11 protein-coding genes are annotated in these 12,674 nt (G+C 41.3%); 5 read left to right on the plus strand and 6 right to left on the minus strand.

Translation table 11 applies throughout. From position 1 onward, the window contains the following. Positions 1 to 41 precede the first annotated feature (41 nt). The 3 genes from NL626_RS22070 to NL626_RS22080 all read left to right on the plus strand — a co-directional run bounded on the left by NL626_RS22070 (position 42) and on the right by NL626_RS22080 (position 1,787). Positions 42 to 584: a winged helix-turn-helix domain-containing protein gene (locus NL626_RS22070; RefSeq protein WP_253657738.1), complete on the plus strand. Its 543-nt coding sequence runs from the start codon at positions 42 to 44 to the stop codon at positions 582 to 584. Between the two features lie 105 nt (positions 585 to 689). Then, positions 690 to 860 (plus strand): hypothetical protein, encoded by a 171-nt coding sequence (locus NL626_RS22075; RefSeq protein ID WP_016791538.1) that lies wholly within the window; start codon positions 690 to 692, stop codon positions 858 to 860. Positions 861 to 1,241: 381 nt separating this feature from the next. Further along, positions 1,242 to 1,787, plus strand: a complete 546-nt coding sequence (locus NL626_RS22080; protein WP_069518014.1) for a hypothetical protein — start codon at positions 1,242 to 1,244, stop codon at positions 1,785 to 1,787. A 201-nt stretch (positions 1,788 to 1,988) separates the two neighbouring features. Here NL626_RS22080 and NL626_RS22085 read toward each other — a convergent pair whose 3' ends face one another. The 3 genes from NL626_RS22085 to NL626_RS22095 form a co-directional block, all read right to left on the minus strand. Further along, positions 1,989 to 3,089, minus strand: coding sequence for a hypothetical protein (locus NL626_RS22085; protein WP_253657739.1), 1,101 nt, complete (start codon positions 3,087 to 3,089; stop codon positions 1,989 to 1,991). Positions 3,090 to 3,242: 153 nt separating this feature from the next. Beyond that, positions 3,243 to 4,955 carry a DNA (cytosine-5-)-methyltransferase gene (gene dcm, locus NL626_RS22090; RefSeq protein ID WP_253657740.1) on the minus strand — a complete coding sequence of 571 codons (1,713 nt, stop codon included), beginning with the start codon at positions 4,953 to 4,955 and terminating at the stop codon, positions 3,243 to 3,245. Positions 4,956 to 5,082: 127 nt separating this feature from the next. Then, the gene (locus tag NL626_RS22095; RefSeq protein ID WP_253657741.1) at positions 5,083 to 6,531 is read right to left on the minus strand and encodes an MvaI/BcnI family restriction endonuclease; all 1,449 of its coding nucleotides are present in this window, start codon (positions 6,529 to 6,531) and stop codon (positions 5,083 to 5,085) included. A gap of 535 nt (positions 6,532 to 7,066) precedes the next feature. Here NL626_RS22095 and NL626_RS22100 point away from each other — a divergent pair. Further along, complete coding sequence (locus NL626_RS22100) at positions 7,067 to 8,035, plus strand: LPD25 domain-containing protein (RefSeq protein WP_253657742.1); 969 nt, start codon at positions 7,067 to 7,069, stop codon at positions 8,033 to 8,035. A 31-nt stretch (positions 8,036 to 8,066) separates the two neighbouring features. Next, positions 8,067 to 8,216 carry a hypothetical protein gene (locus tag NL626_RS22105; RefSeq protein ID WP_239939101.1) on the plus strand — a complete coding sequence of 50 codons (150 nt, stop codon included), beginning with the start codon at positions 8,067 to 8,069 and terminating at the stop codon, positions 8,214 to 8,216. Positions 8,217 to 8,262: 46 nt separating this feature from the next. Here the strand turns inward: NL626_RS22105 and NL626_RS22110 are convergent, their stop codons facing one another. The 3 genes from NL626_RS22110 to drmB all read right to left on the minus strand — a co-directional run. Continuing rightward, positions 8,263 to 9,699 carry a hypothetical protein gene (locus tag NL626_RS22110; protein ID WP_253657743.1) on the minus strand — a complete coding sequence of 479 codons (1,437 nt, stop codon included), beginning with the start codon at positions 9,697 to 9,699 and terminating at the stop codon, positions 8,263 to 8,265. Next, positions 9,699 to 11,075, minus strand: coding sequence for an AAA family ATPase (locus tag NL626_RS22115; RefSeq protein WP_253657744.1), 1,377 nt, complete (start codon positions 11,073 to 11,075; stop codon positions 9,699 to 9,701). The genes NL626_RS22110 and NL626_RS22115 overlap by 1 nt, the downstream gene beginning before the upstream one ends. Continuing rightward, a partial coding sequence (drmB, locus tag NL626_RS22120; protein WP_253657745.1) for a DUF1998 domain-containing protein occupies positions 11,075 to 12,674 on the minus strand: 1,600 nt, incomplete at its 5' end. The genes NL626_RS22115 and drmB, both read right to left, overlap by 1 nt.

The raw sequence follows: 12,674 nt of genomic DNA on the forward strand, positions 1-12,674 counted from the left end.
TAAGATCTTCTCCTTAAATTATCAATATGAATCAGAATGCAATGATAATCAAACTCCGTGATTTTACGAAAGATGATCACCCTTTTGGCAATGTCCAAGGGAAAGATGTCTTTCATAAACTGATGAACCTAGTCGACTCCTATCCATCTTGTACAGTCTTTGGAATTTCGCTGGATGGAATCGAGGCGACAGATGCATCTTTTCCGCGTGAAAGTGTTGTGGCTCTTGCTCGCTTATATCGAGGTGAAAAAAGCTTTTACCTAATCGATGTTGCTGATCAGGATCTTATTGATAACTGGGCCTACGCAGCTGAGGCGAAAGGCCAACCCTTAGTGATTTGGTCGGGAGATCAATACAAAGTGATAGGTCCTGAAATGACGAAGGGAACTCGAGATGTGGTTGAGTTCGTTTTAGATAACGGTTTTGCCACGACAGCGAGTATTTCTGCTGCATTTGGTATCAGTATTCCTAATGCAAGTACCCGATTGAAAAAACTTTACAGTGCAGGTTATATCACCCGTTCCGAAGAGGCAGCAGAGTCTGGCGGAAAAGAATTTATTTATTACGCAATAAAATCTGATTAAACAGCTTGTGTTAATCAGATTTTGAGATTAGAATCCTCTTATAGCTGAGAGGATTCTTTTTTATTTCAGCTTAAACAGATTAATTAAATCAGATATGGAGGCCTTATGGCAACTAACGGCAAGACAGGCGACAACCGTCGTCATGGTATGGTTCGCGAACGTTCACAAACTCAAACACCTTCGGGCCATTGGGTTAAACGTGATGCAAATACAGGACGCTTTATGGATGTGAAGCAAGATGGCACACCATTCAAAGGCGTTCGTAAAGAGAAATAAAAAGGCACTTTCAGTAAAGTACTAAAAGTGCCTTTTTATAGTGAGGTGAATTATAAGTTCCGTTGGCGCGGCAGCTTATAAGGCCCAACACTAAGAGGTTTCAAGCCCTGTTAGAAAGGCTGATTGCTCTGATTTGTCCCGCAATCATACCCTTCTAATGTGTTCATCTCAATCATTGAATTCCCTCTTTCGCTTTAAATTGAGAGGAGTCTCTAATGAGAATTCGACCAAAAGTTGTCCCAGTTTGCGCTTATAAGCGTTACCGAAATGGTGTCTGGGAGGATGTGTGTGCTCATACACGTTCACTTCCGCGTTAATTTTTAATTGGGGCTTAGTGTGAGCTAACGCCCCTGTCTATTGTTCTTTTTAGAAAGGTTTTCTATGAATACACGAAGAAAAGATGATGGTGATGAGATCATTGCTTTTACCATTGTTTTTCTAGTTGCGTGCTGTGTTTTGGGTGTGCTCTACATTAGTTATCACACTGTAGCACTCTCTGGTTTGGTCGGGATCGTAGCGGTAACGCTACTGGTAAAATTCTATCGCGTCGAATTTTGGAACAACTATACGCTCTTTGAAATTGGTTGCTTTTTGCCTTTGGTCTTTTCTGCGTACTGGATTGTTGATCTTGAGTATCCGCAAAGTGTTGTCAATTCGGCGAAATCGATTGAACAGTTTGAAGGGATGCAGTACGTCATTGAGTCAGTGAAGCTTGCTTGGCATACCGCTTTAAACATTAAGGTCATTGTGCTTTGTCACATCTTAGCGCTTGGTGCGATCGTGACTGCCTGTTTTGCCAACACCATTGCCACCAATCGTGAAAGCCCTGCGCTTATCTTTGGTGTGGTGCTGTGTTCAGTACTGTCGATGGCGCTGGCCAATTTAAACGTTATCCCAACTTGGCTTTATCACCACTTTCAAGTTTGAGCTAGGCAGTCACGTTGTTTGCACACTAGTGATATAATGCGATGCATATCACTAGTGTGCATTTTTCAACCCCAATACGTTCCGTTCATGTTTGTACAAATCATTAGTCGTGGTACGCATCTTTACACTCAATAAAAACTAATATTTTCCAAATCGTCGTGTGATCCCTTAAAGGGATCTTCTCTAAAACGTAGCCAATGCCTACTTAATCATTTCAAAAATACTATCCATTTTTTTAGCCTGTTCTAACTTCTTAAATTTGTCTGCTCTTATGGTTTCTTGGATCCTTGTGTAAGGATTCATTCCACTATCCTCACCGATAGTAAAATTAAAGCCGTCTATATCTCCGGATAGTATTTGTTTGTAGCTAAAGCTAACAGGTTTTGTTAAGTGGTTAAGTTGAAGATTAATGAATTTTGAGCTTAGAGTTTTCCCTGCATTGAGATGAATTAGGTAATAGCCCATATTATTGGAATGGCACCATCGGATAAATTTGGTATGGCTTTGGTCTATACCGTAAGACGGAGAAAACACTGCTTGCCCTACACTATTTTTTAAACGTTCTCGAATCGTTGTGCGCAGTTCACCTACATCGGTTGTGTCCTCTGTTTCGATGATTTGTTTGCATATTGATTTTACTTTTGTCAGTGGAAGTCTGGTAGTGAAGTATGACTGTGCAGGGTCTTTTCGCTTAAATTCCAAGAATTTAATTTCGCCCTTTGATAGTACAACAGCATCAATATCGTTTGGCTGATTATGAAATGCAGGATAGAGGACCTCATAGATGAATCGCCTAGTGAGCAGTAAAGACGTTTGTTCTTTAGACGATAAGCCCTCTTGTAAGTATGTAACGATGCCAGCGTCAGTTTCTGCAAGTTTATTCTTTGCTGGGCTACTTTGTTTTAGATTGTTGTGCATAGAAAGTTGACACAAAAGCTCTGCTGCATCATCAAATATAGATGACCCTATTTTTTTGTTCTCTAAGTTCAGTTTGGCTTTATAGGCTTTGAATTCACCAGATTCATCGTATCTGGCGATCACTACGGTCTCTTTTTTTTCTATAAATTCCCGAATCAGGGCTATGTCAGCCTTCGACATGTTTTTTGAGTAGTTTCGCCCCAAAAATCGAACAAAAATACTCTTTTTTCCATAGTCATAGGTACACCGAAACCAGTCGAAAGAGGTGAACTCTCTACCAAAGTAGTTTTCTACGGACTTCTGAAAATACTGCTCGCTAATAAAAGACTCGAGCCTTTTCGTTCCTTCCCAGTGTAGTAAAAAATCTCTAAATTCATTATTCATACGCAATCGATACAGTGTGATTTTCTGTTAACTTATTGCTTATTTTAAATAAAGTCTATTTTTCTGAGTTTCACCTAAAAGGTGACAATCCTTGTCAATAATAAAAAGGGAAGAGTAAGAAGAGTTGTTCTCTTCTTACTCTGTGTGAAAATTTTAAGCAGCTTGATCACATGCTCCGTTTTTTGACTTTTCGATGAATGGCTTCATCAGCTGAGCGACAGCTCTGAATACCGGAACGACAACAGAATTCCCGAACTGTTTATAGGCCGCTGTATCAGCACACACTATTCGAAAATCATTATCTTGCTCCGTTCTGTCATATTCCGGTTTTTCAAACCCCATCAGACGGGCACATTCCTGAGGTGTTAAGCGACGAGGAGTTTTGTAGAGCGGATCAAACTCAGGGGCATAACGGCCTTTCGCTTCATCGTATTTTTTTTCCCCTTCCTTAATCATCTCTTTGTACTGCTTATCCGAGCATTCCGGATATTCCTTACGGAAATTATCAGCGTACGCAATCGCTTCTTTTTCACGCTCCTGATTTTTTCTTATTGCGTGCTCTTTGTTTTTTTCCAAGTATTCTGCAGAAAGTCCGTCCTGGTTAATCAGAATCTCAGAACCATCTTTATAATAACGTGCTGACAATGTACGGGTTACTGACTCCGGATTTTTCGGGTCTATAAGGCCAAATCCAAATCCGTTTCCTTTTGTCTGGTGTTTAAGCGCGTAGTGATACAAGTAGTTCCACAGGTTTGGGGTCAGCGTGTATTTCTGTTTTTCTTCACTGGTTAGGGGGCACAGAATGTCTTCTACACGGTATCTTGATTCAGGTTTTTGTATATTGCGCAGGGATAGGTTCAGATAGCTATTATCAGCTTCTACAAGGTCCTGTCGTATACCTACAAGCACGATACGTTCACGATGCTGAGGTGTGAAATGAGCACCGTCAATAATCGTTGGCTCAGGTTTTCGTTTTCTTACTGCCTCAATTGCTTTTTCTATATTCTCACCAGAATTGCTTATGTCAGCAACATGGTAGCCAGCTCTGTCTAGAGAACGGATGATCGTGGCAAAAGTGTTGCCTTTATCATGACTCTTAAGGTTTTTAACATTTTCCAGAACGAAAAATTTTGGTTTCCGAGTCAAAAGGATCTGCTCAACATCAAAGAATAGAGTGCCCTGCGTATCACATTCAAAGCCATGAGCTCGGCCTAACGAGTTTTTCTTCGATACACCTGCCAGAGAAAACGGCTGGCATGGAAAACCTGCAAGTAATACATCATGTTCAGGGATATGTTTCAGGATACTTTCCCGTTTTTCCTGTTCTGTTGCATTGCTGTCTCCACTCTTAGTTATTTGAGTTATATCCATTAGAGATACATTTTTCTCTGGGTTCTCATCTGCACTGTCTAGGAAATAAGGTAATTCAGCTTCATTGACGTAATGATTGGCAAGGTATGTTCGTCGGGCTTTCTGATCCCACTCACTGGTAAATTCACATCTGCCGCCAATATCCTCGAATCCTTTTCTTAGACCACCGATCCCTGCAAAGAGGTCTATAAAGGTAAAATCCGGATTTTCCCAGTGAGCAGGTTTTTCAGGCAACAATTTACTACGGATATCGGCCATAGCTCTTTCACTGAAGCTTATAGGATTCGATTCTGGTGAAGCCTTCCATCGGTTGAGCTTTTCTCTACTGACTTCCTGCTCATAACCACATTCCAGTTCTTTGAGTTTCAGGGCAAGGTTTTTCTGGTCATAAACTTCGACAAGAAGTTTAAGTAGGTTATTGCTCTTAGAGATTAGGCGTTGCGTGCGAAGTGTATCCTCACGGTCACCACAGTTAAGGATTTCGTTATTTTTCATGGAAGATAATTGTATATAAAGGGACATTTGTGTGTAACTCTATCACACGAATGTCCCTTTTGGTAGGTGGTATGTATGTAAATACAGTTGAATTGGCTGTTTTATACCAGTCTGTCACAGATTCTCATTAATTTGTAAGCCTTTTTAGTTCAGATAACTCATATAACTCATTTGCCGCTTTGTAGATATCGTTAAGCCGCCATTGAGAGCGTCGCTTATTTAGCTTGGAGTTGTTCGGGTTATATTTTGGGGCTGGATCTAGGTAGATAGTTCCTGAATGAATCGCTTTAAATAGTTTTTCAGCGTTGGTATTCCGACACCATAGTACCTCATCCGCGAACTTAACTTTCCATTTGTAACCTTCCGCAAGCGTGTGAGGTTCATCGTTACACTGTTTTTCTGCTGGCACATATACTACTTCATTATGTTTAGCACCCCAGCAATTTAGGATCCTTTCCAGAGACCAGCTTGCTGCAATATTTCCTTCTCTGTCTTCAAGCACTATTTCCATCTGTATCATCTGTCGAGTGATCGGTTTGTCTGGCTGGTAATAGCTAGGCTCATAGCGCGTATAGCTGCTGCCATCTTCTCTCTTATCCTTAAAAGAGTGCACACAACGGATTTTCAGGGTCAACTTTGTTTTCTCGTTCTCGACATAGGCCCTGTGCAGACCGGTAAGACGGTAGTCTTCTCCTTTCTGATATCCATATTTCATCATGAAATCAGCAAAACTTTCTGCGTACAGACCTCCATCAGGTTCCGGAGTAAACAAAGTCAGCTTTTTACGGGTAAAGCTTTTCAGTTCTATGCCGTATATATCCCCGTTTTTTTCAGCATTAGGTTTAATTCCACAGGCATGTTCAAGCGTATAGCCATGCACTTGAGTCCCGGTGAACGGAATAGTGATGCCGTTTTTATCAAAACGGCATCCTAGCAGCGTTTTAGATGCTACGTTATCCCGGAGGATTTTTTCTAGTTTGACAGAGCCGCTGTCACCGTCTGGTTTAATGGTTATTGATTTGCAGACTTTAGATCCATGGTAGGAACTAAGTTCCCTGAATTCTTTGACCAGAGTTTCTCCCGGGTCTACTGCCATAATCGCAACAGCATGGCCAGACAGCGTGGAGCCTAGGATTAAATAACGTGGGAGCCGGTCATCTCTTTTTATGTACTCCACCGACATTGAACGGGGCATTTCCCCTTTTTCGGTAACAAAACCTGATAGTCTGGCTTCCGGATACTGAGCATAAACAATAGCCTTACACTCCTTAGCTGGATACAGAACTCCATCAGTACTCAGCCAAGAAAAACGGTGGAAGACAGCTTGTGGTATTGCTTTACCCGGGTCAGAAGCTCTTTTTGTTGTGCTGGTACTTTCTCCTCGATCGCTAAACCGGAGATCAAAAATAGAGTTCAGCAGACTCGCATCCGAGTGATAATACACTTGGTTTTTATCATTCGCGTTTTTGGGGAGTTCTTTGATAAGAGCTAACTGACAGTTATGTGGTCTGAGAAGAGTTATGACGGTTTCCAGATCGGGGATGTGGAAGTGATCTAACTGATTGAATGTATACATTGTTATAGGTCTTAGCCATTATATTGATGTTCAACAGTAAGAACTATTACATTTAAATTCAACGAAATGTGTGCGGTTGCTTCACTAATGTCACACTATTTCTAATGCTTTCTTAAGGATCATTCAAACAGTAGTAAATACAGGTTATCAAACCGCTTTTAACAAGTAGCTTTTTCCTGCTTTATTTCGCGAACCTCTTCGCTCGTTCCTCCCTCACTCGGTGGCTCAACCAAGCCAATAAAAAATACAAACAGCGTATTTCCCATTGTCTTGGCCCTGCGGGTCACAATCAGGGCTATAGGGTTCGCGCTGCCAGCCAAGTGCTGTCTGACCTTGGTTGAGAGCTGTGCATTTGGGTCCTTGTGCTCATTTTCCCTCGTGCGTTTGCGCTAACTTCTTAACCTTTAAAACCTCAGAACCTGCCCGTAAAAAGTGAAATGGACGCTACGCGCTTTTTACGGGCAGAACCATGGAGGTTTTGAAGGGAAGTTAGGCGAAAACGACGGTGAAAATTCAATCAAACAAGGAGCGTATCATGTCACATTCCCTTTCTTCCCAAGTTCACAGCACTACGGCAGCCAGCGCGAGCAACGTATCCCCGTTGCATCACTCAGGCTCTACAACAGTGAAAGTTGCGCCCTGCTCAGTATTGGTGAATTGGTCGGAGTCTTCTCGCTTGAATAAGGGTGAGGAATTCCCATTTGATATTTTTGAGGCCATTGCGTTAAAAGCGGCGTTAGACAATCCACTAGGTGGTTACGATAAAACCGACATTACGGTGAATTTCGATAATGGCCATCAGCACCGCTGCCGTATCGATCTGGGCTGCGGTGGCAATGAGTGTGGGTTTGCGGATCACTGTTTTCGTGTGCTCGAGTACGCCCTATCGCTTGAGAAAAGTGAACCGTCGCATTGGTATTTTACTCACGCTCAAGGGCGCGATCTACTCGCACTGCTTAAAACATATCAGTTAAATCGGCATACGGTGGCGTTGTCTCGCTCTCAGGTGTTAGCCCGCACCCGTTTAGCGAAAGCCCAACAAGAAGCAGAGGAACTGGCCAAGGCTGAACAAAGAAAGGCAGCCCATATACAACGAGTGGAACAAGAGAAAACGTTTCAAGCCTCTCTATCAATACCGGATTGGGCACTGGGAGCAATTGTGGCGACATACACGGTCTTTGATGAGGACAACAGCGCTCCCTATGCGGATGATTACCGATTCAATACAGAGAAAACCATTATTCTCGCTTGGTCTAAACATACGCGCCGGTTATTTCCAGAATTGCGTAAAGCGTGCTTAAACCATGAGGATACGGCGTTTTTAGCGGATAAAGCGCAAAGCTGTGAGCATCGTGAAAACTATTCGATGGGTGCCGGTACCTACCTCACGAATAAAGATTTTATTCGTTGTGGTTGGTCTGTGCGTAAAGTGCGCTTTTGGCGTGAAGACAACAAAGCTATTTACGTTCCATTGGGTGAGCTGGCTCACGTAGTACAAGTATAAATGTGCGGGCTCATAGCATGGAGGTGTGACCATGTCACAAGTTCATTACTTCACAGTTGATGCTCGCTTAGTCCACTTGTTCGAAAAGTTAGCTACGTTGAATGTCGTGCTCGGCGAGAAGATAGTTACTAGGGAAGATTTTGAGCTGTTTTTGGAAAAAATAATCGAATGGCATAAATAGTAAAAAAGCCAAAGCAAATAATGCTTTGGCTTTTTTGGATTGCTATTTAATTTACAACTAGCTTACTCGATTTCTGGGCAATTTTAATCGCAATGAGCTCATCAAGAATGTACTGTAGTTTATTTTTTAAATCAGCCTCTTTAGCCCAAACTAGAGGTAAATTGATGTATAAACCTCGATCTTGTATGACTTCTATTCTTACTCCTACTGGTAATTTTCCTTGTAACAGCAATAAATTGAGAGCTAATTGTCCCTTAAGTTTTTCCATTCCTTTGGTTCCATTAGCATCTATGAGTCGCCACGCTAAGAAACTCTCAGGTTCATACTCAAGCGAAAGATCAAATCCAGCCATAGGTTTAACGGCGCAAAGCTGAAATATGTCTGGGCTGGCTCTTTTGAGCCAAGGTTCTTGCTCTAGTATAAATTTGTTTTCGTCAGGGGAGATTTGTTCCTGAGTTGGAATTTGCTCGATTGGTTCACTTGTTAGCTCATCAGATGCATGGTTGTAAAGACTTGCATTTAGCAACTGAAGCTGTGTTCTATCTGCGAGCATGTTTCTTTGCTCTACACTCAGGTAGCTGTAACCTGCCCTTGCTCCTACAAAGATATTTGCTAGCGAATAGACTTTTTCTCCTAAATGTTCTTGAAGGCTAACTTTCATAGCATTGATATTGTCCTTCTCTGGATTGAGAAGGACAAGGATCATCGCTCTTAGAGCGATGTTCTTATCATCAGAGTAAATAAGGTTAACGTCTTCATTGTTAATTATTCTTTGAGCAGTCTCGAACCAACGTTTAACATCATCGGAGTTTGCTTCTGGAGGTAAATTCTTTTTAAGCTCTTCAACGACCTCTATTAATTGCCAACCTGTATCTATATTAAACTTGCTGCACACCTTGAAAAATTCAATCGCGACAACCAGTTGGTTAGTATCTTCTAAATAAGAAGTTAGAATTGCATTCAATAGTTGATCTGCATTGCCTAGATAATTGGACAGCTCAGTTGTGAACTGAGGATGTGTCAATAGATGAGAATGAGTTGCCGCTATAATTGCGTCATTCAAAGCCATCTTTAACGTAAAAGCATGTTTGTCGACTGTTGGAGGCTCAACAATATCCAGAGTTAACTCTGAGGATTCATTATTACTTGTCAAAATGCGGCAGTTGATGGTACGTGAATCATAGTTTTCATAACTACGTTCTACAAACATACCTAAACTATCTTGGTTAGTGAAACCAATATCAGATATGTGGCAATATGGCAGATAAGAGCCCCCTAAGTTTTGTGTCAGCCCTACAACTACATTTTTATCTCCCACTTTCCCTTTATTAACAAGGGAATGCATTGTGGTGTGATCAAAAACCTTCTGCCCATTCACATCAAAGCAATACTCTAGAGGAAGAAGTTCGTAAGTGAGAACGTAACGACTAAGGTAGCGTTTAGAAAGCATCACGTAGCACGTTGTATTAGGGGTCATTTCCATTATTCTTGTTCTCTATAATCGATTAATCCAGAGGCACGGTTCGGAAAGTGCTCGAAAAAAGCAGGGTTAGCTCTAGTGCCATCATTACATAAGAAAACTAGTTCTTCACGTGCTCTTGAACACATAACGTAGAGATTCATCTTAAAGGTTGTCAGGTCAGTATCATCAACAGTAAAAGACTGTAGTTGAGGGATAAAAACAGCATCGAATTCTAGTCCCTTGCAGCTCTTACGATGTAATACCGTCACTACTCCTTGCGTGTCAAATACCAAGTCTTCGCTACTTTTATAGTTCTTACTACTGTATGACTGTACAGTATAATTGGTCAAGCGGTCAGCTATCTCTTTGACAAATAGTTCCCGATCTGTGTCATTGTCAACAATTACACCAACTTCTAATGCTGCTCTGTTTTTTAGTGAACGACAAATATATTGAATCTGCTGCTCAACGTTACTTACAACAACCAACTGAGGTTTGTTCCCTTGTCGATTAGGTAGTTTTGGAACACCAGTTGGTAGCCCTACATAAAAATGACTTGCTACTTTTGCTATTTGATATGTATTTCTGAAGTTAATTGTTAAAGAAAACTCACGCTCAGGTTTCTTGTTCAATTTAAGAGTCGTTCTAATGTCTTCTAAACTAGAGTGACGATTCTCTTCCAGTCTTTGATTCTCATCCGCAAGGATCGTTAATGCCCCATGCTCTAATTGCTTAGATGTCAGATGTAAGAACGAAAAAAGGCCAGGTTCGAAATCTTGTGCTTCATCAATAATCAAGTGTCCCCAATCGACCATTTTTTCTTGAGGTTGATCTAAGTACAAGTCACGCATTGCTAACCAATTGTATTGCCATCGTGCAAGCTCCAATGGTTCATATGAAGTCCCTGTCCACGCGCTATAGATACTAGGATCTGAGTCATACCGGCTTTTTGGGACGTACCACATCCCTTTTTTATTTGTGAATGGGTTGAATTTATTAACCCCCCATTTCCCGCCGACTTTTTTTAACTTGTCCTTATCCTCATAAGGGCAGTTCACAAATGCTCGGTCCCCATCAATAATGAGTGTTTCCGAGCTATGACCTGTAGTGATTCTATGTGACCTCCACCATTCGGGAAACCAAGTATGCATCGTTTTTGATTGCACGTTTCCATTTATTTCAGCTGCCACATTCTCTGTGTAACGCCTTAGAACACGGTTGTACATTAAAACAGTTACGTCACGGTTTTTATTAGCTAATATCTGCGCTCTAAGGAAGGCAATTACAGTTTTACCTGTTCCTGGAGGACCCGAAACCAGAATACTTCCATCGATAGGTGCATCTTCAAAAATGTCTTGTTGTTCTTCGCTTATTTGACGCGCATTAGGCATTCTCATTAGCTAAACTCCTGCTGCGCATTATTGACAATTTTAGTAAATAAGCCTTCATAATTATCTGTACCGATTAAAATCTTTCGGTCCAGTAAAAGGTTGTTATTCTCGCAACTAGTTTCTGAAATTATTGTACAAGAGTGACATGCAGCTTGGTTTAATCCCATAATGCCTAACTCTTGCTTTTCACTACACACTGGATCATTAGAGCACCAGTATGCAGTTTCTAACGCAGCTAACATTGCTGGAAACAATCTGTTAGCTTCGCCTTGCTGAACGAGTCCCCCCAAACTTCCTTCTGAATCACCATCAGCTGTATATATAAGCAGTCCGGCTTGACCATCATCAGCATAGATTCTCTCTCTTAGAGAACCACTAGAATACCCACTTTCAAAACTTAGCTGTCTAATTAATAGGTGGGCTAAAGTATGTAGAACTAGAAACTTCACGCTTGGAACTGGCAAATAAGTAGAGCTGAGCTCCGTATGGTGCTTATTCAACTTTTCAATTCGCAGCTTTAACTCTTGTGGCATATGCTGCTCCCAAGTGTTAATGACAGAGTTATCCATTTCAATGAATATGCCTTCGCCATAGACTTCAGTAGCAGGAAGCCACGATCTATTCTCCAAAGCGGTTTTGGGGCTAACAACGTTATCACTTGGTGATACGCGCTCAAATCCACAAAATGCACGTACTTCACGTAATTTATCTAATAAAACAACTCGCTTTATTACAGAATCAAAGTCAAAAGTGGGATAGTTAGCCCAGTCTGCGACCTTAGCTTTAAAAGTTTTAGTCTCTTTACTCGCAATATCTGGAGAAGAAAGAACATCCCACTCAGCAACTCTTAAGTCTTCATCTTTCGGAACTTTAAACGTCCGTTGTTCCTTTTCTTTACCAGTTACTGCGTTCAAAACTTGTTCTTCAGTAAGATCAAACTCTTCTGCAATTTCTTCAACATATGCGTTAATTAGACGTTCTTTTCCATCAGATAAAGCAGTCATCAAACTTTCGAAATAATTTGATTCTTTTATCTTGAGATATATTTGGTTCCCAGAGCTTTTCTCTGAATGAGGGATATCCAATGCCGAGCGCACTATTGAGTAGTAGAGGTTGCTTGCTCCCCTTTGTAATACATGTAACTGTTCATCACATTTGCGCTCTGCAGGATCTTTATATTCCCAAGGCTGAGTATCATTGCATTTAACACCTGCGAGCCCTGTCTGACTCATTATTTCTTTAAGAGAGTTTTTTGAGCCACACTCTGGATTTTTACACTCAACATAGAGCGCATCCAAACCGCTACCAAGCTCAGGGTTAGACAGGAAGTAGAGTTCCGGGCTTTCACAAGTCTTCTGTCTACTATTTTTGTGAGCCCAGTACACCCAAGGAATATCTTGAAGATGCCCTTTTTGACACGCTGCGACAAAACGCATAGGAGCAAGAACTTTTTGCTTACATGAGTTATTCGCACATACCGGTATTCCATCTGCGTTGAGCTTACCGGTTTCTTTTTTCCAAAGTTCCATGCGTTTACAACGTGGACAGAACATCCATTTCGGGAAACGGACTGTCATTAAAGCATTATGGGGACCGACCTCATCT

Source organism: Vibrio sp. Y58_MX_L22, from assembly GCF_024181865.1.
In the GTDB taxonomy this organism is placed as follows: domain Bacteria; phylum Pseudomonadota; class Gammaproteobacteria; order Enterobacterales; family Vibrionaceae; genus Vibrio; species Vibrio alginolyticus.

Coding starts and splice junctions, on each gene's coding strand:
- NL626_RS22075 (WP_016791538.1), top strand. CDS start 690: ATGGCAACTAACGGCAAGACAGGCGACAACCGTCGTCATGGTATGGTT.
- NL626_RS22115 (WP_253657744.1), bottom strand. CDS start 11,075: ATGAGAATGCCTAATGCGCGTCAAATAAGCGAAGAACAACAAGACATT.
- NL626_RS22080 (WP_069518014.1), top strand. CDS start 1,242: ATGAATACACGAAGAAAAGATGATGGTGATGAGATCATTGCTTTTACC.
- NL626_RS22105 (WP_239939101.1), top strand. CDS start 8,067: ATGTCACAAGTTCATTACTTCACAGTTGATGCTCGCTTAGTCCACTTG.
- NL626_RS22070 (WP_253657738.1), top strand. CDS start 42: ATGATAATCAAACTCCGTGATTTTACGAAAGATGATCACCCTTTTGGC.
- NL626_RS22100 (WP_253657742.1), top strand. CDS start 7,067: ATGTCACATTCCCTTTCTTCCCAAGTTCACAGCACTACGGCAGCCAGC.
- NL626_RS22085 (WP_253657739.1), bottom strand. CDS start 3,089: ATGAATAATGAATTTAGAGATTTTTTACTACACTGGGAAGGAACGAAA.
- NL626_RS22110 (WP_253657743.1), bottom strand. CDS start 9,699: ATGGAAATGACCCCTAATACAACGTGCTACGTGATGCTTTCTAAACGC.
- dcm (WP_253657740.1), bottom strand. CDS start 4,955: ATGAAAAATAACGAAATCCTTAACTGTGGTGACCGTGAGGATACACTT.
- NL626_RS22095 (WP_253657741.1), bottom strand. CDS start 6,531: ATGTATACATTCAATCAGTTAGATCACTTCCACATCCCCGATCTGGAA.